This is a genomic window from Exiguobacterium marinum DSM 16307 (assembly GCF_000620845.1).
Taxonomy (GTDB): Bacteria; Bacillota; Bacilli; order Exiguobacteriales; family Exiguobacteriaceae; genus Exiguobacterium; species Exiguobacterium marinum.
The window spans coordinates 775,576-797,121 of the sequence record NZ_KK211189.1 but is presented as its reverse complement, the minus strand read 5'-3'; the positions used below and the strand labels follow the sequence as shown (position 1 = coordinate 797,121).

The following is a 21,546-nucleotide window of genomic DNA, read 5'->3' as shown; positions in this document are numbered from 1 at the left end:
AGAAAACGCTTTTTTGACTTGCGATTGAAAAATGCTATCGGTCTTGCGCATGATATAGTTTATTTGCACAGGAAACCGGGTATATCTCGCAACTTGTGCTCTACCTAATAATATTACTCGATTCTGTCATATAGCCACATATTGATTTTAAAAAACGGAGGGATTTATACAATGTTAAAGCGTATTGCATCTATCGTCGTCGCTGCCACTGTTGCTTTCTCGGGTCTCATGTTCTCAACAGGAGAACAAGCAGAAGCCGCTACAGGAACTTTTGCCTACTCGAAAGTTAACGGTTTGAACATCCGTACTGCCCCGTCACTTACGTCATCGAAAGTTGTTGCGAAAATGGATAAAGGTCAACGCTATACATACCTTGGTAAATCCGGTTCGTTCTATAAAATCAATTATAAAGGCAAACATCGTTATATCTCAGCCTCTTCAAAATATTCTTACTTGAAACCTAGAACATCGACATCAACTTCAAAAACGGTTTCAACATCATCATCTAGCAAACGTTCAAAACTCGTCGCTGAGTCAAAAAAATATTTAGGTAAACCTTACCGTTACGGTGGAACATCAACTTCTGGATTTGACTGCTCTGGTTACACAGGATATGTTTACAAAAAAGCAATCGGGAAAACACTTCCACGTTCTTCACGTCAGCAATACTCAAGCGCGAAGAAAATTTCGAAGTCATCGATTCAAGCAGGAGATCTCGTCTTCTTCTCTCATTCAGGCGGTACGATCCATCACGTTGGAATGGCTCTTAGCAAAACAAAAATGATCAACTCAGAAACAGGTGGCGTCAAGTACGCGAGCTTCACTTCTGGATATTGGGCACCGCGTTACGTTGGCGCTGGATCATATCTCTAATACAACAGTAACACGACTCGGTTCATCGGAACCGAGTCGTTTTTTATATTTTCACATGTTCCATCAAATATTGCGAATCTTTCAGCACTGAGAACGTCCCATCCGTCTCTAGTACGACCGCTTCGACTTGATCAACAGGAGTCCCACTTGCACGAATCGCCTGAACGACTTCCATTTCTAATATTCGCTCCCTTTTTAAATACTCGTGTAGATAGTCCCCTCTATAGAACAGTAAAGTCGGCTCTGATTTAATCATTTTGTTCACTGTTGAATAACGCTTCGACAATTTCGCCAATATATATTGTAAGGCGACCAGTGTGCCAAACGCGGTCAACCCAGCGATTAAAGAAGTTTGTTGACTCGTCAAGGTCGTCGCTAAGATTGATCCTAATGCAACCGTCACGATAAAATCGAACGCATTCATTTTTGCCAACGTTCTTTTTCCGGAAATACGCAACATCAGAATGATTGAGATATACGCCCCAACCCCAGTCAAAACAATACGGATGATTGTCGATAGCTGTTCCATCTAACTCCTCCCTTATTTTTGTTTCAGCGCCCCTCTCGCATTTGTTGCTGCAAAGACAATCATGAGTACACTCATCGTGCCAGCGACCGCAAGTCCTGCTGACAAGGCACCCCAATCAATCTCAGGTTGAGTCAGAACCGCCCGCATCCCTTCGAAAATATACGTCGTTGGATTGAATGTGGCGGCCATTTTCAGCCATTCTGCTTCAATCAACTCTTTCGGAACGAACGTGGTCGATAAGAAGATGAGTGGGAAAAACAAAAGTGTACCGGCCTGTGCTGCTTGCGCATTCCTCGTCTTCAGTGCAACACCGACAGAATACCCGGCGAACCCAAGTCCAAACCCAATGGCGAGTAGTACCGTGAAAAAGAATCCAACTGCCCCGACAGGAATCGTGAGACCAAGTAGAAAAGCGACAGCAAAGATAAGTAATGTTTGGACGAACAGTTGCAACATGCCAGCAATCATTGGTCCGAGCACGATGGCCGTCCGAGTCGCAGGCGTTAACAGTAGCCTTGCGAAATAACCGCTTTCGATATCACGAACAAGCGCTTGCCCCGTCCCGCCTGCCCCACCGACTGCACCCGAAACAATCGATACCGGCAAGATGAAGTTCAAATAATCACTTCCCTCGAATTGTGGAAGAGAGGCCACACTCGATAAACCACTCGTATAGACGAGTAAAAAAAATACAGAAATAATCAAGTTCGGAATAAATGAAAACGGATTTCGAATCGTCGTCAATAAACTCCGCTTTGTGAATAACCATGTCTCAGTCCACATGAATCTCGCCCCCTTCATACGACTCTCCCGTTACCTTTAAAAAGACGTCATCGAGCGACGGTTGTTTCACGGTCAGACGTTCAGGTTGAAGTCGCTGTTCATCTAACGCACGAACAATCTCAGTCAACGTGACGTCGCGCAACTCGAAAGACACATGTGCCCCATCCGCAGTCGTATCAAATAACGTCGCAGCAGCTGCTGCATCCGATTCGCTTGAAAAGTCCATTGCGATTGTCTCATCACCGACAAGTTGCTTCAACTCATCAGCCGTCCCTTCACTGACGATTTGACCGTGATTGATGATGGCGATTCGGTCAGCCAATTCATCGGCTTCCTCTAAGTACTGAGTCGTTAAAAATATTGTCGTTCCAAACTCTTGGTTCAATCGTCTTACTTCGTTCCATATCTCGATTCGACTTGCCGGGTCGAGACCTGTCGTCGGTTCATCTAAAAACAACACCGTCGGTCGATGAACGAGCGTGAGTGCTAAATCGAGACGTCGCCGCATCCCTCCGGAATACGTACCGCTTCGTCGATCTGCGGCATCCGTCAAAGACACGACTTTTAACAACTCATCTGCACGACGTCGTGCCTCTTCATTCGACATTTTGAATAAACGACCTTGTAAGACGAGCAGTTCACGTCCGGTCAACACTTTGTCAATGCCTGTCTCCTGTAAAGCGACTCCTATGGAAAGTCGAACATCTTTTTCTTGTTTGACGATATCAAATCCATTGACCCGAGCAGATCCTGACGTTGGACGAACAAGCGTCGTCAACATCTGCACCATCGTCGACTTTCCGGCACCGTTCGGCCCTAAGAACGCAAAGATTTCTCCTTCGTTTACAGAAAATGAAACATGATCTACTGCGGGAACATCTTTATATGTTTTCACGAGCCCTTCTACTTCAATCACCACACCCACCTCCTCACTATCCATTCCCGTTTTTAGATGTTTCATCACAAAAAAAGCCGCGGACGTTTGCACGTCCACGACTTCGCGTTATTCTGGCTTCATGACCATTTTTGGTTTTTTCTTGAGAGAGTGGTTCCCTTCAACAAAACGCACCGTACCAGACTTCGCACGCATAACAACTGAATGTGTCTGTCCACCTTGTGATGTGAATTGTACCCCACGCAACAATTCACCGTCCGTGACACCAGTCGCCGCAAAGATACAATCTTCACCTTTCACTAAATCATTTAGAAGTAGGATTCGATCCGTGTCTTCGATGCCCATGTCATGACAACGCTGTTTTTGAGCTTCGTCTTCTGGAAGCAAACGTCCTTGGAAGTCTCCACCTAAACATTTCATCGCGACCGCTGCAATGACGCCTTCCGGTGCCCCACCTGAACCAAGTAACAAGTCGACACCTGTTTTCGCGAAAGCCGTATTGATGGCTGCGGCGACATCCCCGTCTGGAATCAGTTTAATTCGCGCCCCAGTCGTCCGAACGCGTTGGATGATTTCTTCGTGTCGATCCCGATGCAAAATCGTCACGACGACATCTTCCACGTTTTTCTTCTTCGCTTTTGCCACAATCTCAATATTTTCTTCAATCGAGTTGTCGAGGCTGACGAGACCAGCAGCTTCCGGTCCCACCGCGATTTTATCCATATACATGTCCGGTGCATGAAGTAGATCTCCCGCATCCGCAACCGCGAGGACTGCGAGCGCCCCCCACGTCCCTGTGGAGACGATGTTCGTGCCTTCTAAAGGATCGACTGCGACATCAAGACGCGAACCATAACCATTCCCGACCTTTTCTCCGATATAGAGCATCGGCGCTTCGTCCATTTCACCTTCCCCGATGACGACAATCCCCTTCATCGGAATCGTATCAAAGACATCTCGCATGGCTGTTGTCGCTGCATCATCTGCCTCGACCTTCAAACCTCGTCCCATCCAACGGGCTGAAGCAAGTGCCGCTGCTTCTGTCACCCGAACCAGTTCCATCGATAAACTTCTTTCCACCCGAAATCTCCCCTTTATGCCTCAGTGTGTTCTTCTAGCCAAACGAGCGCACCGAGTTGTTTTAATTTGCCGACGAAGTCGACATATGAATCATTTAATCGTTCTGCATGCAGTAATGTGGATTCTCCTGATGCTTGAAGTGCCGATAAGACAAGTGCCGCAGCACTCCTTGCGTCTGTACACTCCATCTCTGCGTTCGCAAGTTGGTTTCCCCCACGAATCACAGCCGACGCGTCTTCAAGTGTGATTTGTGCATTCATTCGACGCATCTCCGCAATATGTCGGAATCGCTGGGCATACAATTTATCTGTGACAATGCTCGTGCCGTCCGCTTTCAACAAAGCCGCTGACATGATTGGCTGCAAATCACTCGGATACCCCGCATAATGAAACACACGAATATCCGTCGGCACAAATTCATTGGCGGTAACGGTGATTGACTCCTCACCGACTTCCACATTTGCACCAAAATCCAATAGTTTTTGTATGACACCCTCAAGATGTGTTGGAATGATTGATTGTACGGTCACACTACCAGATACGGCACCGAACATCATGAATGTTCCTGCCTCGAGGCGATCTGGAATCAATGTATGTGTACATCCGTGTAGCCGTTCAACCCCTTTGATGCGAATCTCATCTGTCCCTGCTCCGCTCACATGTGCCCCCATCGATGTCAACATCGTCGCTAAATCAACGACTTCAGGGTCACAGGCTGCATTTTCAATGACCGTTGTCCCTTTCGCTAAGACCGCAGCAAGCATCGCGCTTACAGTTGCCCCAAATGACCGTAAATCCAAATAAATTCGATTCCCGACGAGTTCTTCGACTCGGACATGATACAAACCAGATTCATTCTCAACGTGTATTCCGAGCCGTTCTAGTGCTTTCACATGCAGATCAATCGGTCGTGGACCAATCGCGTATCCTCCAGGTAGCCCAACTGCTCCTTTTCCGAAACGAGCGGCGAAGACACCAAGTAAATAGACAGCGGCACGAACTTTCCTCGTCTCGGAACCGAGAAGGGGCATCGCAACCGCTTCATTCGAATGAATGGTCACCTGCTCGCCATCGCGCTCCACTCGAACCCCTAGCTCTGTCAACAGATTGACCATCACTTCTACATCTTCAATCATCGGGACGTTTTCAATCGTCACCGACTCTTCCGTGAGAAGTGCAGCCACAAGGCAAGGAAGAGCGCTCTGTTTCGCTCCGCTAATCTCGACGGTTCCTTCTAGTTTTTGCTGCCCAACGATATGGAGAATTTCCACGCTGATCAAAACCTTTCTACGACGGACTTATTTGGATTGAGCGTTGTTCCAATCCGCTAAGAACTGCTCAATACCTTTGTCTGTGAGCGGATGATTCATCATCTGTTCGATGATTTTGTATGGTACTGTCGCAATGTCAGCCCCAAGGAGTGCGGCTTTCGTCACGTGAATCGGGTGACGTACAGATGCCGCAATAATTTCTGTCTCGATGCCATGAATCGCAAAGATGTTCGCAATCGTCTCGACTAAATCGAGTCCATCCTGTCCGATATCATCTAATCGTCCGATGAATGGAGAAACATACGAAGCTCCGGCACGCGCTGCGAGTAACGCCTGATTCGCATTAAAGATGAGCGTGACGTTCGTTTTGATCCCGAGCTCTTTGAACTGTTTCACTGCTTCCATTCCCGCTGGAGTCATCGGTACTTTTACTGTAATATTCGGCGCTATAGCGGCAAGTTCCTTTCCTTCTTCCACCATACCCGATGCATCGAGTGCAATAACTTCAGCGCTGACCGAGAGATCCCCGACGATCTCACAGATTTCACGAAGTCTTGTATGGAAATCGACACCTTCTTTGGCAACGAGCGATGGATTCGTCGTCACGCCTCCGATGACGCCCATCTGATGGGCCTTTTTAATGTCTTCCACATTCGCTGTGTCAATAAAAAAACGCATATGTGTGTCCTCCTCAAGTTGTGATCGCTTACAATCTCTATTATGAGGAAAGACTTGGCGAATTACTACACCCTTTGTTAGATTCGGAACGAGACGACAGAGAGAATATAAAAAGTCGGTCCTCATAGAGAACCGACTTGATCAAACAGGATTATGCTTGGTTGCTTGAACCAAACTCACGCATCTTACCAGTAACGACGTTGTAGATCGCTTCGATACCAGGTCCGATGATTTTACGTGGGTCATATACTTTTGCATCAGCAGCAACTTTCTCACGTACGGCACGAGTCCACTCTTGTTGGCACTCTGTGTTAACGTTAATCTTGCTGTGTCCGAGCTCGATTGCTTTTTTGATTTGGTGCTCAGGAATTCCTGATCCACCGTGAAGAACGAGTGGAGTTTGAGTCGCTTCTGCGATTTCTTCCATCTCTTTGAAGCCGAGGTTTGGCTCGCCTGCGTATTCTCCGTGTACAGAACCGAGTGCTGCAGCAAGTGCATCCACTTTCGCTTCTTTGACGACACGTACGCACTCATCAAGATCAGCGTATTGTACACCACCGACTACGCCATCTTCTTCGCCGCCAACTGTACCGACTTCTGCCTCAACAGAAGCACCTTTAGCGTGCGCGTACTCGACAACTTGCTTCGTCATTTCGACGTTTTCGTCGATCGGATGGTGTGAACCGTCGATCATGACTGATGTGAAGCCAGCGTCGATCGCTGCTTTACACTTATCGAATGAAGAACCATGGTCAAGGTGGATTGCAACTGGAACAGTGATGCTGTAGTCGTGCATGAGACCTTCAACCATTTTGACAACTGTAGTGAAGCCACCCATGTATTTCGCTGCACCTTCTGATACACCGAGGATTACTGGTGATTTCTCGTCTTCCGCAGCGCGAAGAATCGCTTGCGTCCACTCGAGGTTGTTAATGTTGAATTGGCCGACTGCATACTTGCCTTCGAATGCTTTATTAAGCATTTCTGTCATTGATACTAATGGCATAATGACATCCTCCTGTCTGTTCGCTATTATACACGTTTAGGGAAAGTACCCCCGTGCAATTCGTTCCCATTATAACACACCGTAAAACATGTGCCTATGCTATTCGGGCATAGAAATGGCTCGGCGCAAGCGTTTACATATGTCATCTTCGTGACGAAATGTCAGATTTTCAAGACTTCCTTCACTTTTTCAATCATCCCGTATATATCAAACGGTTTTTCGAACTGCGCGATTATTCCAAGTCGACGTACTTCTTCAATCACCGCTTCTTCTCCAAACGCCGTCATAATCATTACAGGCGTTTCCAACTTCTCTTCGCGCATTCGTCGCAACACTTCATGCCCAAGCATTCGAGGCATGTTCATATCGAGCAAGACTAGGTCGTATCGTTCCCGCTCTAAAAATTCCCATGCGCTGATGCCGTCTTGTGCCGAGTCCACATCTACACCCATGTTTGTGAACACTTGTGCGAGCATCGTACGAATACCATCCTGGTCATCCGCAATCAACATCCGTGACATGCATGTCCCTTCTTTCATTCATCGTTTTCCATAATCAAACAATTTAACCATACCAAACTCATCTTTTTTTCGCGATGCCTATCTTTTGAAATCAAGGGAACGATGACTCGGATGTATCTTCTTGTTCCTCCTTTAACTGTTGTGGTACCTCTAAATCACTCACTCGTTCATAGTCGGTCACTTCAGGATTCTCCTCTTTCACGAACACTTTCAGATAGTCACCTTCCGCTAGTAATGCAGAGGTTGTTATGGCTAACGGGCGCTTTTTCCCATCCGCATCGTATCCAATCAGGTCATAGCGATAACCATCAGAGACTTTTGTCGCCACTTCAGCATTAGGTACTTTGACATAATAAACGTCCGCCAGTAGACGATTCGGGTCGACATAGCGCCAACCAATCACTAATAAAACGCCGATCAACAATACGGCGATGAGATTGCGTTTCATAAACAGCTCTCCTCCAATTCAAGAGTCACTACGTATGAGATATACCGTTATTGCGTCGTGATGAAACCCCGCAAAAAGAGGCTCATTCTATTGAGAATGAGCCTCTTAGGTGATCCGTTGTGTGTGGCTTATGATTCGACAGTCACTGGAACGACTGCGATTTCAATCTCCTTCTCGACCTCTTCACGTTCTTCTTTCAAACGCGCATCTGACCATTTGAAGATGTCAGCCATCGCATGAAGCACGCCGTCTTTGTATTGATGAACGAAATCGATATCAAAGAACATTGCCCCTGTTCGACGAATCAAGAAGTCGATAGCGCGAACGACTGACTCTTCCTCGATTCCGTAAACCAACTGCGCGTAGACGATTTCAGGAAGCTCATATGCGTTCGAATCCATCCGCTCGATGACACGATCAATATTTGATCCGTATAGACGAACGAGTTCTTCCGCGTGGTTTGCGTCTAGACCATGATTTTGAAGTTCTTTCGTTTTCTTCTCGAGGAAATCGTTGAAGCCTTTCGACCCGCCGACATGACCACCTGACATTGGCATATGCTTCGTCCGACTCGCCAAGTAAACGACACCGTCCTCTTCTTTCAATAATTTAGCGACGAGGTCGACGACCGTTTCTGACATCTTCCGATACCCTGTCAATTTACCACCGGCAATCGTGATTAAGCCACTGTCTGACTGCCAAATTTCATCTTTACGTGAAATTTCAGAAGGGTCTTTTCCTTCCTCATAAATCAACGGACGAATACCTGCCCAGCTCGACTCTACATCATCCGCCGTGACATTGACGTCAGGGAACATATAGTGAATGGCTTCTAAAATATAATCACGGTCTTCCGTCGTCATGCGTGGATGCGCTTTGTTTTTATCGAAGAACGTATCCGTCGTTCCGACGTATGCTTTATTTCCGCGCGGAATCGCGAAGACCATCCGCCCGTCTGGTGTATCGAAATAAATCGCTTGTTTGAGCGGGAATTTCGATTGATCGATGACCAAGTGAATCCCTTTTGTGAGGCGAAGTTGTTTCCCTTTCTTCGAGTTATCCTCTTCTCGTAATTCATCGACCCACGGGCCCGTCGCATTGATGACTTTCTTCGCATATACGTCATACGTCGACCCGTCAATCTGGTCCTCGACGTGTACACCGGCCACTTTACCGTTCTCATAGATCAATCCAGTTACTTTTGCATAGTTCATAAGAAGCGCACCGTGATTCGCCGCTTCTTTTGCCACTTCAATTGTCATTCGAGCATCATCCGTCCGATACTCTACGTAATAGCCGCCTCCGACCAAATCATCTTTTTTCACGAGTGGTGCTTTTTTGATGACCTCATCTGGCTTAAGCATCATGCGACGCTCTGCACGCTTCACTCCTGCGAGGAAGTCATACACCATAAGTCCAATTGCTGTCGAGAACGGACCGAACGTGCCTCCCTTGTGCATCGGTAAGAGCATTTGCTCCGGTGTCGTGACGTGTGGGCCGTTCTCATATACGATGGCCCGTTCTTTCCCGACTTCTGCGACAAGCGCCACTTCAAATTGTTTCAAATAGCGGAGTCCCCCATGAACAAGTTTCGTCGAACGACTTGACGTCCCCGCCGCAAAGTCTTGCATTTCGAGCACAGCCGTCTTCATCCCACGCGACGATGCATCAAGCGCAATCCCAGCACCTGTGATGCCGCCTCCGACAACAAGAACATCATGACGCTCATTTGTCAGTTGCTCATATCGTTTTGATCGTTCTTTCGCTGAGAAATTTTTGATTTCCATCTTATTCCCTCCTATAGTAAATACGGCTCATTGAGATGACTAGAAAAAGAGACCACAACAAAAACAAGGCTTCCCCCTTCTGTTATGGTCTCTCTATTGTCTCGAACCGAATATCAACTTTTCTCCTGTATTATACCCTATTCTTTTCAGTTCAATCATCTCTTGCGCTTAATCAATCTGTAATGTGTTGATTCACAAGCATCCGACTCGCATTTTTTAGTTGAGAAGCTTAGACTTCAAGGTACCATGTTGAAGGAGGATTTCAGATGAAACGTATGTTACAACCTTTTCAGTTTAAAAATGGCGTCGAACTACCGAACCGCCTCGTGTTGGCTCCGATGACACATTATTCGTCAGAACCAACCGGGGAAGTTTCCGAGCACGAGCTCGCTTACTATCGGAAGCGGGCGCAAAGCGTCGGGCTTGCCATCACGGCTTGCGCTTACGTAACAGAAGACGGGAAAGGGTTCCCGAACGCATTCGGGGCCAATGACGACAAATTCATCCCAGGTCTCCGCCAATTGGCAGAAAGTTTAAAAGCAGAAGGCGCAAAAGCCATCCTTCAAATTTTCCACGCCGGGCGTATGTCACCACCTGAACTCGTCCCGAACGAACAACCTGTGAGTGCAAGTGCCGTCGCACCTGTTCGAGAAGGCGCTGTCACACCGCGCGCTCTCGAAACATCAGAAGTCGAAGCTATTATCGAGGCGTTCGGCGAAGCGACACGTCGTGCCATCGAAGCCGGGTTTGACGGAGTCGAGATTCACGGGGCGAACACATACTTGATTCAACAATTCTTCTCACCGCATTCGAATCGCCGTGAAGATCGCTTCGGTGGTGATGTTCATGGACGTTTGACGTTCCCACGCGAAGTCATTCGTCGTGTCAAAGAAGCAGCTGCAGATGCAGAGAACTTCTTAGTCGGTTATCGCTTCTCACCAGAAGAAATCGAAGAACCAGGAATCACACTTGACGACACGGATGTGTTGCTCGATATGATTTTAGAAGAAGGTGTGGATTATATTCACGCTTCTCTTTGGAACTTCAATACAGCCTCTATGCGTGACGAAAACGTCACGGAACGTTCGATTGACCGCATCGCCAAACGCATCAATGGTGCCATCCCACTCATCGGAGTCGGACAACTCCAACGTCCTGCTCAAGTCGAAGATGCACTCGACGTTGTCGATTTCGCCGCGCTCGGTCGTGAACTCATCATCGACCCTGAATGGCTCGAAAAAGTGAAGACGGACCGTGAAGATGACATCGAGACAGAACTCGACTTGGATAAACAAGCCGAACTTGCTGTCCCGGCTCCACTTTGGAATGCGATCACGACTCGTGCCGGGTGGTTCCCGATTAAAGATCAAAAAGTAAAATAATGCAAAGCACCGCGGATTCTTTTTTCATCCGCGGTGCTTTTATGTCATCCATTCTTCCCGTAACATGCCCATCCGAATCGAATCGTATCGCTTCCCGTTCACGACACGAACTTGGCGAATACGTCCTTCGAGTTGCATTCCTACTTTTTCAGCGACCCGCATCATACGCTCATTCCCAGACCATGTCGTCAAGCCGACACGGGCGACAGGTAACGTCTCAAATAGATGTTCAATCCATAAACGTAGGGTACGCGTCCCGACGCCGCGATTCCAGCGATTGGACTGATGCAATATGATGCCCATCTCGAGCCATTCTCGCCCAGCATCTTCGAAATAGTAAGAAACGGTCCCACATACGGTCCCATCCACTTCAATGACCCACATGTCTTCTTTTTTGATGAGTGACTGTTCGATTTGCTGGAATTCTTCATAAGACATCGCCTTGTGTTCGAAGTAAGGCGCGTCCCACTGTTTCCACTCCGGTGCCGCATCTCGATAAATCAATTCCCATAGTCGTGATAAGTCTCGCCCTTCAATCGGTCGAATAACCACTTCTTGATCTTGTCGCATCTTGTCTTCCTCTCTATATAAAGCTTTATCAAATATTATTCGTGTGTCCCGTTCGAATCCCCTTTTTTTCGTTTGCGCCAAATGAACGCGAGGATTAAGACGATCAAACTCGCCATGACGGAAGCGATGGCGATTGGACTCGAATCAGTCATAAACAATTGTCCGATGGAGACAGAGTAGGCAAGCCCGAACGATGTGACGAGTTTCGCGCCGAACGCGATGCCCGCGAAACGCGGGAACGGCACGCGGCTAAACCCGGCGGCGAGACAAATGACCTCGTCCGGTAAAATCGGAATAATGAACAAGACGAGCAAGATGCCAAGGCCATACTTCTCGACATATCGGTCGTACGTCTTCAACTTCTCCTCATCGACCCAGCGGATGATTCGCTCTCGGCCGAATCGTGCCAATCCATACATGACGAAGATACCAAGCGTGGTCGCAATACTCCCAACCAGAGCGGCACGAAATGGACCGAGGGCGACACTCCCAATCGGCACACTGACCGCTTCTGGGACCGGTAAGGCGATTGGCTGTAGAAAGCTGAATGCCGCGAACACCCAAACCGCCTGACGCTCGTACTGTTCTAATAGACGATCCAGTCCATACGTATCGTATAAGACGAGTCCAAATGATACGTAATAGACGAACACGAAGATTAAAAAAAGAGAAAATGTGATTTTCCACATCTGCTTCAAGATAACATTCGAGCCGTCGCGTATCGCTCGAAGTAGCCCGACCGAGAGCGCGAGCAAGACAACGCCCGTCCACCCTAGTTGGTACGGCAATAAGAGGGAAGGTAAGACGACGAATGGCAACAGACTGAGCGCGACAAGTCCAAATCCATATCCAAGATAAATCGAATGTCGTTCTTTCATGAGCCATCACCCTCTCCCCGTTCTACTTCTAGTGTACCCAGAAAGTGAAGGTGATGTATCCTGCCAAGGACGTCTTGCACCTCATGCTTTTGATGTAGAAAAGCCACGATTCATTTCGAATCGTGGCTTTCAATCACTTATTCTCCAAGTGATGCTTGGATGAAATCATGGAATAGACGTTGTGGGCGTTCCGGACGTGAGATGAGCTCTGGGTGGAACTGTGATGCCACGAACCACTTGTGTTCTGGAATTTCAATGATTTCCACGAGACGACCGTCTGGGCTCGTACCTGAGAACTTGAATCCTTCCGCTTCGAATGCTTCACGGTATTCGTTATTGAACTCATAACGGTGACGGTGACGTTCGTATACGAGTTCTTGGTCGTATGCCACGTGTGCTTTCGTCCCTGTTTCAAGTTTACATGGGTACAATCCGAGACGGAGTGTACCTCCAAGGTCTTCGATGTCTTTTTGCTCTGGAAGAAGGTCGATAATCGGATACGGTGTCGATGGGTCGATTTCAGCCGTATGTGCACCGTCCAACTTCAAGACGTTACGTGCAAACTCGACCGTCGCAAGTTGCATCCCGAGACAAATCCCGAAGAATGGAACGTTGTTTTCACGTGCGAAACGTGTCGCTTCGATTTTCCCTTCGATTCCACGCTCACCAAATCCACCTGGGACGAGGATACCGTCTGCATCACCAAGGATGTCCGAGACGTTTTCAGCCGTCACGTCCTCTGCGTTGACCCAGTCAATGTCGATATCTGCATTGAACGCATAACCCGCATGCTTGAGCGATTCTGCGACCGAGATATAGGCATCACGCAATTCGACATATTTTCCGACGAGTGCGATTTTCACTTTCTTCTCAAGATGCGTGACCGTGTGAACGAGTTCTTTCCATGCCGTCATATCCGCAGCCGGTGTGTTGAAGCCGAAATAGTCGTTGACGAGTTGGTCCATCCCTTGTTTTTGAAGGTTGAGTGGTACTTCATAAAGCGTCGATGCGTCTTGCGCCTCGATGACTGCTTCTTTACGCGTATCACAGAAGAGCGCAATTTTCTCACGCATGTCTTCCGGAATATCATGCTCCGTGCGGAGGACGATGATGTCTGGCTGAATCCCGTAGCTGCGAAGTTCTTTGACGCTATGTTGTGTCGGTTTTGTTTTCATTTCGCCTGCCGCGCGAAGGTAAGGAACGAGTGTACAGTGGACGTACATGACGTTCTCTTTGCCGATATCATTTTTCACTTGGCGAATCGCTTCGATGAACGGAAGGGATTCGATATCCCCCACTGTTCCACCGATTTCTGTGATGACGACATCGGCGTTCGTTTCGCGTCCCGCACGGAAGACACGATCTTTGATTTCGTTCGTGATATGCGGAATGACTTGAACCGTTCCGCCGTTATAGTCTCCACGACGCTCTTTCTTCAAGACAGTCGAATAAATGCGCCCTGATGTGACGTTCGCGTTTTGCGACAAGTTGATGTCGATGAAACGCTCATAGTGTCCGAGGTCAAGGTCAGTCTCCGCACCATCATCTGTGACGAATACTTCTCCGTGTTGATACGGGCTCATCGTACCTGGGTCGATGTTGATATATGGGTCAAACTTTTGAATCGTCACGTTGAGTCCACGATTTTTGAGTAGACGTGCGAGTGAAGCTGCCGTGATCCCTTTACCGAGCGAAGAAACTACCCCGCCTGTTACGAAAATGTACTTTGTCATGTTTCTTTCTCCTCTCTTAAATACCAACCGTCGGGAAACGAAAAAACAAAAAAAGCAAAAGTGCCCCCGTGAATGGAGGACACTTTTGCTGCATCGTTACGTGCTAAACTAGCCCATGACTAATTTACGCCAGAGACGATACAGTCGTCAAGATATTATTTTTTCTTTTTTTCATGTTGTTCAAAATCATTAAAAAAGAAAAAGAGACACGCCTAGCCGGGCCCAATGCCCGGCTTTTTGCGGTCTCTTATAAATCATCCTCGTCTTCGAGATCGAGGTCGTCGTCCAAATCATCATCCTTGAAGTCATCTAGGCCATCAACTTTTTCTTGTTCGCCCGCATCGTCAAATTCAGTTGAATCGTAATCTTCAACTTTTGCGAATACATCCAAGTCATCTTCGATGTCGACGATACCTTCGTCTGCCTCTTCGAACTCTTCTTCGAATTCGTCAAGTTCACCACGTTGACGTGCTTCGATGACGAGATCTTCATCCGACTTGTCGAATGGATACCATACGCGAAGCGCCCAGCGGTTTGCACCTAAGTTGACGAACAACCCGTCGATGTTCAAATCGGTGTAAAGTTGTGCGATTTTCTCGAGTTCTTCCTCTTCACTCGCAAACGTATAATTTTGCTTGATTTTTTCGCGAATCTCATCAAAAGAAACAGGCTGCTCGCCAGTTTCTTGGAGAAGTTCATAAACGAAATCAATCAACGATTTATTCATTAAAGGACACTCCTTTTCCGTCACTAGTTAAACATCACTCCTCATTATAAACAAAAGCGATATGAAAAAGCTAGAGTAAATTATGATTCGTGTGATGTCTTGGCTTTGATTCGGAACCAGTACAGACTAATCAATCCGATATTAAACACCCATGTCACCCCTAAGACACCCACCATCCACGCTCGCGGAATCTGGAACGACAACTCCTCGTTGACCGTTTGACCGACGTACAATCCATATCCGAGCAATCCGATCATCAAAAATGAATACGCCACGACCATGCCGAATCGTTTCCACAACTGTAGCAGTAAAGACGCGAACTCTTGGTTTTCCCCATACTGATCAAACAAATACGTATGACTGACACTCGAATACATCGTCTGCGTATAGCCACTGACAAATAGTACTGGGATGAACGCAAGAGGCTCGATAAATCCTAGGAAAAAGATGAGGGAGGACACGAGTAACAGGATGTATGGATGGCGCGCGAAATCAAACAGGCGACTAAACAAAATCCAACCGATAACACCGACTAAGAATGGGACGAACACATAAAAAATCAACACTTGAAACGAATACAAGGCAAGACTCACAAAAACGGCACCAATCAACGTCCATCCGCCAAACAATCCGATAACAAACGATAATAACTGAACCTGTCGAGTACGGCTTGCTGTGATAAACTGTCGGACACGCTTTTGAAACAACAGCCATCCGACATAGACCAACAAAATAATCATCAAGCTAAATACTTCGACATAACCACGCGCCCCTTCTAGGAGACTGAGAAGTCGACTAATCAATGTGAAGACCGTGACTGCGATGAAAGCGCGGAGAAAGGAACGCGTTTCAAACTGCCACGTTGCTGATTTTTGGAGGGGTAATTTCCTCACGAATAGCCACGGTAGAATCAAACTCACTAAGAATAGGGCGACGGCAAGATTGTACGACTGCGTCAACGCATACGAGAACACCGCAATCCAACCGACTAACATAAGAACCAACGGCCACGAACTACCACCTTCATCTTTTGATTCCGTCTCAGTTTTCGGCTTCAATTCATTCAATTGTGATAAAATCGTCGTCATGATGGAGGCAACTCCAATCGAGCCGACTCCGACTAAAAACGCACTCCATTCAATTGCGCTGTCAAAGGGAAGTACAAAACAAATGAGACCGACGACGAGCACAGATAAGGCAATTAAAAACGTGTCTTTTGAACCGCGTCGACCGATGACATACACCCACAGTAAAAGACCTGACATACTGGCCACATAAAAAATTAAAAATGGAATGAGACGTCCGACACCTTCTTCGACCGCCATGATGGATAAGAACAAAATCTGTGGAAGAATTTGACTACTTAGGGCACTTACAATTGTCAACAGGATCACTATGTTTTTCATAAGTCCACCCCTCACTGAAACTGGAATATTCTACTCCTCATTTTTCCTTTCCCAGTTCTATTTGTCGATGAACCTGTTTTGCAACACATTGACTTCTTAGCTTCTTCATATTTCTGCCGATATAGAAGAGAACGCCACTTTAGATATGAAATAGAAGGAGAATAAAAATATGGCATTTTTTCGTAAGACAACCTCAAAAGATTTCGTCGCTTCCGAAGGCTTTCCTGAGATTCACACAATCGCTAAACCAGCCGACTCGAGCTTAAACGGGCGCGCACACTATATGGGATATACATCATCTCAAGTGAAACGGCTACAAGACATGGCTCCACTCGTCGAGTCCGTCCTAGACGAGGTACTCGAAAATGTACTCGACCACTTAATGCTTCAACCAGAGATGGTTCAAATTGCGAATGGCTCGTCGACACGAGAACGTTTAAAAAATGTATTTGCTGCTTATTTCCGTAGTTTGTTAACCGGGAACATCGATGATAAATTTTTAGCAATGCGGAAGCGAATGGGACAAACCCATCACCATTTTTCAGTCCCCGTCGTCTGGTTCTTGGCAACATACTCGGCGTTTAACACCTTGCTCATCCCGAAAGTGGTCGAAACGTATCAACACGATCCGGCCATTCTGACCGAATCCCTTTTGGCTCTGTCACACGCGATGAACTTGGACGCTCAAATCGTTACCGAACAATATGTGAACGCCCGTCTCGATGAGCTTGAGTCTGCGAACCAATCCCGTGCCGCTCTATTAAGTGACGTGTCACGCGTCAGTACAGAAGTGGCGACGACAATGGAGCATACAGGGCAAGCTATGTCCGATACAAGCAATCGCGCTCATCAAGTCTTGGCAGAGACGGAACAAACAGAAAAGATGAGTCGCCACTTGATGACGTTGACTCATACAAATGGAGAACAAATCGAACAGATGGAAGCTGAATTCAAACAGTCGGCTACCTATGTCGATACCTCACTCGATCGAATAACAGCTTTGAAGGACGGTTCTCAAGATATCGTCAGCATGACGCGAAGCATCGAACAAATTGCCAATCAAACCAACTTACTCGCCTTGAACGCTTCGATTGAAGCGGCCCGTGCAGGTGAACACGGCAAAGGGTTCGCCGTCGTCGCCACCGAAGTACGCACACTCGCGGAGAACGCGAAACAACTGAGCAGTCAAATCAATGCGCTCATTCATGAGAATGAGGCGAACATCGCGGCTCTCCTCGATCAAATGGGTCACATGCATCGGACGAACGATGAAGCGATGCGTCAACTAAACGCCGTCAAAGTTGGGTTTTCGACCGTCCAAGAAGAGATGGGACAATACGTCCTTTCTTTCGAACGAAACAAACAAGACCTCGGGCAGATGGTCGAAACCATTTCATCCATCAACGAGACGACACAAGGGTTATCTCACTTGACCTCCTCTCTTTTATCTACTTCCGAAATGCAGTAAACAAATAAGGCACAGTCCGCGGACCGTGCCTTCCTGTATTATTGGACAACCGGTTCTGGGATCTCGATGGCTTTCAGCGAACGATCGAGCAATTCGACGACGTCGAACGTGCCGACCGTCTCATCGACTTCCTTCGCTTTCGTTCCATCTGACAACATCGTCAAGCAGTACGGACACGCCGAACCGATGACAGTCGGTTTCGTCTCAAGCAACTGTTCCGTCCGAGCCACGTTGACACGTGTCCCGACTTTTTCTTCCTGCCACATGAGACCACCACCCGCTCCACAGCACATACCGTTTTCACGGTTACGTGTCGCTTCGACGAGTTCGACACCCGGAATCCGCTCGAGGACGAACCGCGGTGCATCGTATATGCCGTTGTAACGACCGAGATAGCAAGAATCGTGGTAGACGACACGCTCATTCACTTGAAGATCCGGTTGGATTCGACCCGTATCGAGCAACTCGGCGAGTAATTCCGTATGGTGATACACTTTCACATCAGTCAAACCGAAGTCTGGATACTCATTTTTGAATGTGTTGTAGGCGTGTGGGTCGACCGTGACGATTTTCGTCACCCCATACTTCTCAAACAGTTTAATGTTCGCTTCAGCGAGTTCTTGGAAGAGTAACTCATTCCCAATTCGACGTGGTGTATCCCCTGAGTTTTTCTCTTCATTTCCGAGAATGGCAAATGAGACGCCAGCCTTGTTCAAGACGCTCGCAAAGCTTTGCGCGACTTTTTGGCTACGGCTGTCGTAAGAACCCATCGCGCCGACCCAGAAGAGGTATTCGAATTCTTCACCTGCTTTTTTCTTCTCCTTCGCCGTCGGGATGACGAGCTCTGTATCCTTGCGCCAGTTCTCGCGTTCTTTCCGGTTCATCCCCCATGGGTTTCCTTGACGCTCGATGTTCGCTACCGTTCGCTGCGCCTCAGGGTCCATCTTCCCTTCCATCATGACGAGGTAGCGACGAAGGTCGATGATTTTATCGACGTGCTCGTTCATGACCGGACATTGATCTTCACAATTGCGGCATGTCGTACACGCCCATATTTCTTCTTCTGTGATGACGTTGCCGATCAATTCGTCTGCGACGAGCATATGACCGTCTTGCGCCGCTGCTGCGATTTCAGCACCTTGCGTGTTTTGGAACATGAGTGCCGGTGCCCAAGGTGATTTTCTCGTGACCGCTGCACCTTTCATATTCATATGGTCGCGAAGTTTGACAATCAAGTCCATCGGCGACAACATCTTCCCAGTTCCTGTTGCCGGACACACATTCGTACAGCGTCCACACTCGACGCAGGCGTACAAATCGACGAGTTGTTTTTGGTTGAAGTCTTCGATTTTATTAACCCCGAACACAATCTCTTCATCTGACTCTTCTGCTTCTTCCATCGCCGAAAAATCAACGGGCGCTAAGCGTCCGACTTTATGGGTACGACCAAGCCAGACATTGAGCGTCCCAGCAATCAAGTGAGCGTGTTTGCCTTGCGGGATGTAGACCATGAAGCTGAGCAAGAATAAGAGGTGCATCCACCAAAAGACGACGAACAACGCGAATGCGACTGATCCTGGTACCCAAGCAAACGCTGAACCGATGAGTGTCGCGACCGGTTCGCCCCACATCGGAAGCTCTTCTTTATAGACGAGGTAAAACCCGTTCCCGAACAAGACGGAAACCATCAGCCCGCCAATGAAGATGAGGGCGAGACCCGCTAAAAAGTTTCGTTTCAAGCGTACAAGCTTCTCGACGTAACGACGGTAGAACCCCCAAACGACCGCGACGAGAATCATGAGCATGACGATTTCTTGCATGAACGTAAAGATTGGATAGAGCGGACCGAGCGGGATGTGTGGGAAACGTGTTCCGACCGCTAGTCCTTTCCAAATAAAATCAATCGCCCCAAATTGGACGAGGATGAAGCCATAAAACATCATGACGTGAATTGCGCCACTCTTCTTATCTTTTAACAATTTCTTTTGACCGAACACGTTGATCATGACCTGTTCGAGTCGTTCTTTGTTCGTTTGGTTCCATTCTGCCTTCTTCCCCAGCGTGATGAACGTATAGCGCTGGTGAACCAGCGTAGCAAATAAATACACACCATAGCCGAAGACGAGCAAGAATAGAATCCAGTTGACGATTAAAAATGTAGACATCCCCAAAACTCCCCCTTATGAAAACGGATTCAATCTTGAATTCAGTATATCAAATGATGAATGAACAGTCATTCATTTTTGCGAAGTTCTCATCAGAAGTTTAGAAGATGTTTCAAAATAAGGAGTAAGCCGCCATAACTGAACACGGCCAAAACGAACGTGCGAAAGTGTAAATTCCGGTCGGACGGGAGTTCAAATTTCACGATGTTGAGAATCATCGCCCCGGCCACAAACGCAAAACAGAGCGCTTCGACGTGCGCGGCCAAGTCAATCCATCGTGAAACGAAACCTCCGAGTAAAATTCCACCGCTCAACAAGTAGCGTCCTTGTCGCATATAGCGTTCCCCGTAATGGCGGTTCAAGTCATGACCGAGCGCCAAGAAGTGGACCCCGAGAGCCGTCGCATAGAAGCTTCTCGCGACGAACGTCACGGAGTCCGCCGTCACCACATACGCTGAAAAGGTCATATATGTCGTGAGTAGTGTCACCTGTAGCCAATACGAGACAGCCCGGTCGACCGCCTCATCTTGGAAGTGAGGAGTTCGAACGAATCGCATGGTGCCATAAAATATTGTGAACCCGGTGAGACTGACGATGTAAATCTCGGAAGGTAAGGCCAAATTCAGCCAGTCGACACGAAGCGTGTCCTGGCGTTTATTCAGCGACGGCAAGAGATACATGAAGAAGTACGTGATGGCGACCCCACTCGAGAATGAGAACCATTTCTTAGAAGGAACGGTCTCTTCCCGGAACAAATAGATGCCGAAGAAATTAATCAACGTCAAATAGATGATGATCCAGTTCGCCATCTCGTCTTCACCCTTTCAAGTCAATCCAAAACCGCTCGACAATCGTCCCATCTTCTTCCGTGTATGGTGTATCCGCAACGCCACCATTGTTTAAAATGACTTGACGTGAAGCAATATTCGTTCGGTTGCACGTGATGAGTGCACGCTCGATGCCGAGCTCTTTCACTTTCTCAAGCGCAAGTTGCAGTTGACGTGTGGCGAGTCCACGACCACGCGCGCTCGGTTTCACCCCGTACCCGACATGACCACCAATCTTCAAAAGCGACTCGTTCAACTCGTGACGAATGTTCGCCGCGCCGAGAATTTCTTCCCCCTCCGTGAGCCAATACGTCGTACTCGGGACCCAGCCTTCCTCAATATGTTCACGTAACTCTTTCTGGCGTAACGTGTTGACGTATGCCTCGAAGTCCATCGTCTCACGGTCGACTGAGGTCGGGACGATTCGTTCATCGCGCTCATGCCATTCCTGTAAAAACGCCAGAATCTGTTCTTTTTGTTCGACAGATGTTTTGATTAGTCTTAACATCACAATTCCCC

Annotated in this window: 21 protein-coding genes; 3 read left to right on the top strand and 18 right to left on the bottom strand. The window is 47.7% G+C overall.

All coding sequences use genetic code 11. The annotated features are described in order from the left end of the window. The first annotated feature begins 171 nt into the window (after nt 1-171). A complete protein-coding gene (locus P400_RS0104580; RefSeq protein WP_026825071.1) occupies nt 172-873 on the top strand; it encodes a C40 family peptidase in 702 nt (233 codons plus the stop codon). A 43-nt stretch (nt 874-916) separates the two neighbouring features. Here P400_RS0104580 and P400_RS0104575 read toward each other — a convergent pair whose 3' ends face one another. The 10 genes from P400_RS0104575 to P400_RS0104530 form a co-directional block, all read right to left on the bottom strand. Continuing rightward, nucleotides 917-1,402 carry a DUF421 domain-containing protein gene (locus P400_RS0104575; protein WP_026825070.1) on the bottom strand — a complete coding sequence of 162 codons (486 nt, stop codon included), beginning with the start codon at nt 1,400-1,402 and terminating at the stop codon, nt 917-919. Between the two features lie 12 nt (nt 1,403-1,414). Beyond that, a complete protein-coding gene (locus P400_RS0104570) occupies nt 1,415-2,185 on the bottom strand; it encodes an ABC transporter permease (RefSeq protein WP_026825069.1) in 771 nt (256 codons plus the stop codon). Continuing rightward, on the bottom strand, nt 2,175-3,101 hold the full coding sequence (locus tag P400_RS0104565) for a daunorubicin resistance protein DrrA family ABC transporter ATP-binding protein (RefSeq protein WP_026825068.1): 927 nt from the start codon (nt 3,099-3,101) through the stop codon (nt 2,175-2,177). The genes P400_RS0104570 and P400_RS0104565 overlap by 11 nt, the downstream gene beginning before the upstream one ends. Nucleotides 3,102-3,188: 87 nt before the next feature. Then, on the bottom strand, nt 3,189-4,160 hold the full coding sequence (gene glpX, locus P400_RS0104560; RefSeq protein ID WP_026825067.1) for a class II fructose-bisphosphatase: 972 nt from the start codon (nt 4,158-4,160) through the stop codon (nt 3,189-3,191). 14 nt (nt 4,161-4,174) lie between these two features. Beyond that, nucleotides 4,175-5,431, bottom strand: coding sequence for a UDP-N-acetylglucosamine 1-carboxyvinyltransferase (murA, locus tag P400_RS0104555; protein ID WP_026825066.1), 1,257 nt, complete (start codon nt 5,429-5,431; stop codon nt 4,175-4,177). A 27-nt stretch (nt 5,432-5,458) separates the two neighbouring features. Then, complete coding sequence (gene fsa, locus P400_RS0104550) at nt 5,459-6,109, bottom strand: fructose-6-phosphate aldolase (RefSeq protein ID WP_026825065.1); 651 nt, start codon at nt 6,107-6,109, stop codon at nt 5,459-5,461. Nucleotides 6,110-6,260: 151 nt separating this feature from the next. Continuing rightward, a complete protein-coding gene (fba, locus tag P400_RS0104545; protein ID WP_026825064.1) occupies nt 6,261-7,115 on the bottom strand; it encodes a class II fructose-1,6-bisphosphate aldolase in 855 nt (284 codons plus the stop codon). Between the two features lie 161 nt (nt 7,116-7,276). Further along, nucleotides 7,277-7,636: a response regulator gene (locus P400_RS0104540; protein ID WP_026825063.1), complete on the bottom strand. Its 360-nt coding sequence runs from the start codon at nt 7,634-7,636 to the stop codon at nt 7,277-7,279. 91 nt (nt 7,637-7,727) lie between these two features. Beyond that, nucleotides 7,728-8,084 carry a YxeA family protein gene (locus P400_RS0104535; protein ID WP_026825062.1) on the bottom strand — a complete coding sequence of 119 codons (357 nt, stop codon included), beginning with the start codon at nt 8,082-8,084 and terminating at the stop codon, nt 7,728-7,730. A gap of 128 nt (nt 8,085-8,212) precedes the next feature. Then, nucleotides 8,213-9,871, bottom strand: coding sequence for a glycerol-3-phosphate dehydrogenase/oxidase (locus P400_RS0104530; protein WP_026825061.1), 1,659 nt, complete (start codon nt 9,869-9,871; stop codon nt 8,213-8,215). 266 nt (nt 9,872-10,137) lie between these two features. Between P400_RS0104530 and P400_RS0104525 the strand changes: the two genes are divergently transcribed. Continuing rightward, nucleotides 10,138-11,253 (top strand): NADH-dependent flavin oxidoreductase, encoded by a 1,116-nt coding sequence (locus P400_RS0104525; protein WP_026825060.1) that lies wholly within the window; start codon nt 10,138-10,140, stop codon nt 11,251-11,253. Nucleotides 11,254-11,292: 39 nt separating this feature from the next. On the opposite strand, the gene P400_RS0104520 is transcribed toward P400_RS0104525, so the two are convergent. The 5 genes from P400_RS0104520 to P400_RS0104500 all read right to left on the bottom strand — a co-directional run bounded on the left by P400_RS0104520 (nt 11,293) and on the right by P400_RS0104500 (nt 16,567). After that, on the bottom strand, nt 11,293-11,823 hold the full coding sequence (locus tag P400_RS0104520) for a GNAT family N-acetyltransferase (RefSeq protein ID WP_026825059.1): 531 nt from the start codon (nt 11,821-11,823) through the stop codon (nt 11,293-11,295). 35 nt (nt 11,824-11,858) lie between these two features. Further along, nucleotides 11,859-12,701 (bottom strand): TVP38/TMEM64 family protein, encoded by an 843-nt coding sequence (locus P400_RS0104515; protein ID WP_026825058.1) that lies wholly within the window; start codon nt 12,699-12,701, stop codon nt 11,859-11,861. A gap of 137 nt (nt 12,702-12,838) precedes the next feature. After that, on the bottom strand, nt 12,839-14,434 hold the full coding sequence (locus P400_RS0104510; RefSeq protein WP_026825057.1) for a CTP synthase: 1,596 nt from the start codon (nt 14,432-14,434) through the stop codon (nt 12,839-12,841). A gap of 247 nt (nt 14,435-14,681) precedes the next feature. After that, complete coding sequence (gene rpoE, locus P400_RS0104505; RefSeq protein ID WP_026825056.1) at nt 14,682-15,161, bottom strand: DNA-directed RNA polymerase subunit delta; 480 nt, start codon at nt 15,159-15,161, stop codon at nt 14,682-14,684. An 80-nt stretch (nt 15,162-15,241) separates the two neighbouring features. Beyond that, nucleotides 15,242-16,567, bottom strand: coding sequence for a hypothetical protein (locus P400_RS0104500; protein WP_026825055.1), 1,326 nt, complete (start codon nt 16,565-16,567; stop codon nt 15,242-15,244). Nucleotides 16,568-16,736: 169 nt separating this feature from the next. On the opposite strand from P400_RS0104500, the gene P400_RS0104495 reads away from it, so the two are divergent. Then, nucleotides 16,737-18,035, top strand: coding sequence for a globin-coupled sensor protein (locus P400_RS0104495; RefSeq protein WP_026825054.1), 1,299 nt, complete (start codon nt 16,737-16,739; stop codon nt 18,033-18,035). A gap of 38 nt (nt 18,036-18,073) precedes the next feature. Here P400_RS0104495 and P400_RS0104490 read toward each other — a convergent pair whose 3' ends face one another. The 3 genes from P400_RS0104490 to P400_RS0104480 form a co-directional block, all read right to left on the bottom strand. Next, on the bottom strand, nt 18,074-20,200 hold the full coding sequence (locus tag P400_RS0104490; RefSeq protein WP_026825053.1) for a (Fe-S)-binding protein: 2,127 nt from the start codon (nt 20,198-20,200) through the stop codon (nt 18,074-18,076). Between the two features lie 92 nt (nt 20,201-20,292). Next, complete coding sequence (locus P400_RS0104485; protein WP_026825052.1) at nt 20,293-21,009, bottom strand: hypothetical protein; 717 nt, start codon at nt 21,007-21,009, stop codon at nt 20,293-20,295. Between the two features lie 7 nt (nt 21,010-21,016). Next, a complete protein-coding gene (locus P400_RS0104480; protein WP_034770838.1) occupies nt 21,017-21,535 on the bottom strand; it encodes a GNAT family N-acetyltransferase in 519 nt (172 codons plus the stop codon). Nucleotides 21,536-21,546: the final 11 nt, after the last annotated feature.

Coding starts and splice junctions, on each gene's coding strand:
- P400_RS0104540 (WP_026825063.1), bottom strand. CDS start 7,636: ATGTCACGGATGTTGATTGCGGATGACCAGGATGGTATTCGTACGATG.
- P400_RS0104570 (WP_026825069.1), bottom strand. CDS start 2,185: ATGTGGACTGAGACATGGTTATTCACAAAGCGGAGTTTATTGACGACG.
- P400_RS0104520 (WP_026825059.1), bottom strand. CDS start 11,823: ATGCGACAAGATCAAGAAGTGGTTATTCGACCGATTGAAGGGCGAGAC.
- P400_RS0104480 (WP_034770838.1), bottom strand. CDS start 21,535: ATGTTAAGACTAATCAAAACATCTGTCGAACAAAAAGAACAGATTCTG.
- P400_RS0104490 (WP_026825053.1), bottom strand. CDS start 20,200: ATGTCTACATTTTTAATCGTCAACTGGATTCTATTCTTGCTCGTCTTC.
- fsa (WP_026825065.1), bottom strand. CDS start 6,109: ATGCGTTTTTTTATTGACACAGCGAATGTGGAAGACATTAAAAAGGCC.
- P400_RS0104525 (WP_026825060.1), top strand. CDS start 10,138: ATGAAACGTATGTTACAACCTTTTCAGTTTAAAAATGGCGTCGAACTA.
- rpoE (WP_026825056.1), bottom strand. CDS start 15,161: ATGAATAAATCGTTGATTGATTTCGTTTATGAACTTCTCCAAGAAACT.
- P400_RS0104515 (WP_026825058.1), bottom strand. CDS start 12,701: ATGAAAGAACGACATTCGATTTATCTTGGATATGGATTTGGACTTGTC.
- P400_RS0104485 (WP_026825052.1), bottom strand. CDS start 21,009: ATGGCGAACTGGATCATCATCTATTTGACGTTGATTAATTTCTTCGGC.
- P400_RS0104575 (WP_026825070.1), bottom strand. CDS start 1,402: ATGGAACAGCTATCGACAATCATCCGTATTGTTTTGACTGGGGTTGGG.
- P400_RS0104535 (WP_026825062.1), bottom strand. CDS start 8,084: ATGAAACGCAATCTCATCGCCGTATTGTTGATCGGCGTTTTATTAGTG.
- P400_RS0104530 (WP_026825061.1), bottom strand. CDS start 9,871: ATGGAAATCAAAAATTTCTCAGCGAAAGAACGATCAAAACGATATGAG.
- P400_RS0104495 (WP_026825054.1), top strand. CDS start 16,737: ATGGCATTTTTTCGTAAGACAACCTCAAAAGATTTCGTCGCTTCCGAA.
- P400_RS0104510 (WP_026825057.1), bottom strand. CDS start 14,434: ATGACAAAGTACATTTTCGTAACAGGCGGGGTAGTTTCTTCGCTCGGT.
- fba (WP_026825064.1), bottom strand. CDS start 7,115: ATGCCATTAGTATCAATGACAGAAATGCTTAATAAAGCATTCGAAGGC.
- P400_RS0104580 (WP_026825071.1), top strand. CDS start 172: ATGTTAAAGCGTATTGCATCTATCGTCGTCGCTGCCACTGTTGCTTTC.
- P400_RS0104500 (WP_026825055.1), bottom strand. CDS start 16,567: ATGAAAAACATAGTGATCCTGTTGACAATTGTAAGTGCCCTAAGTAGT.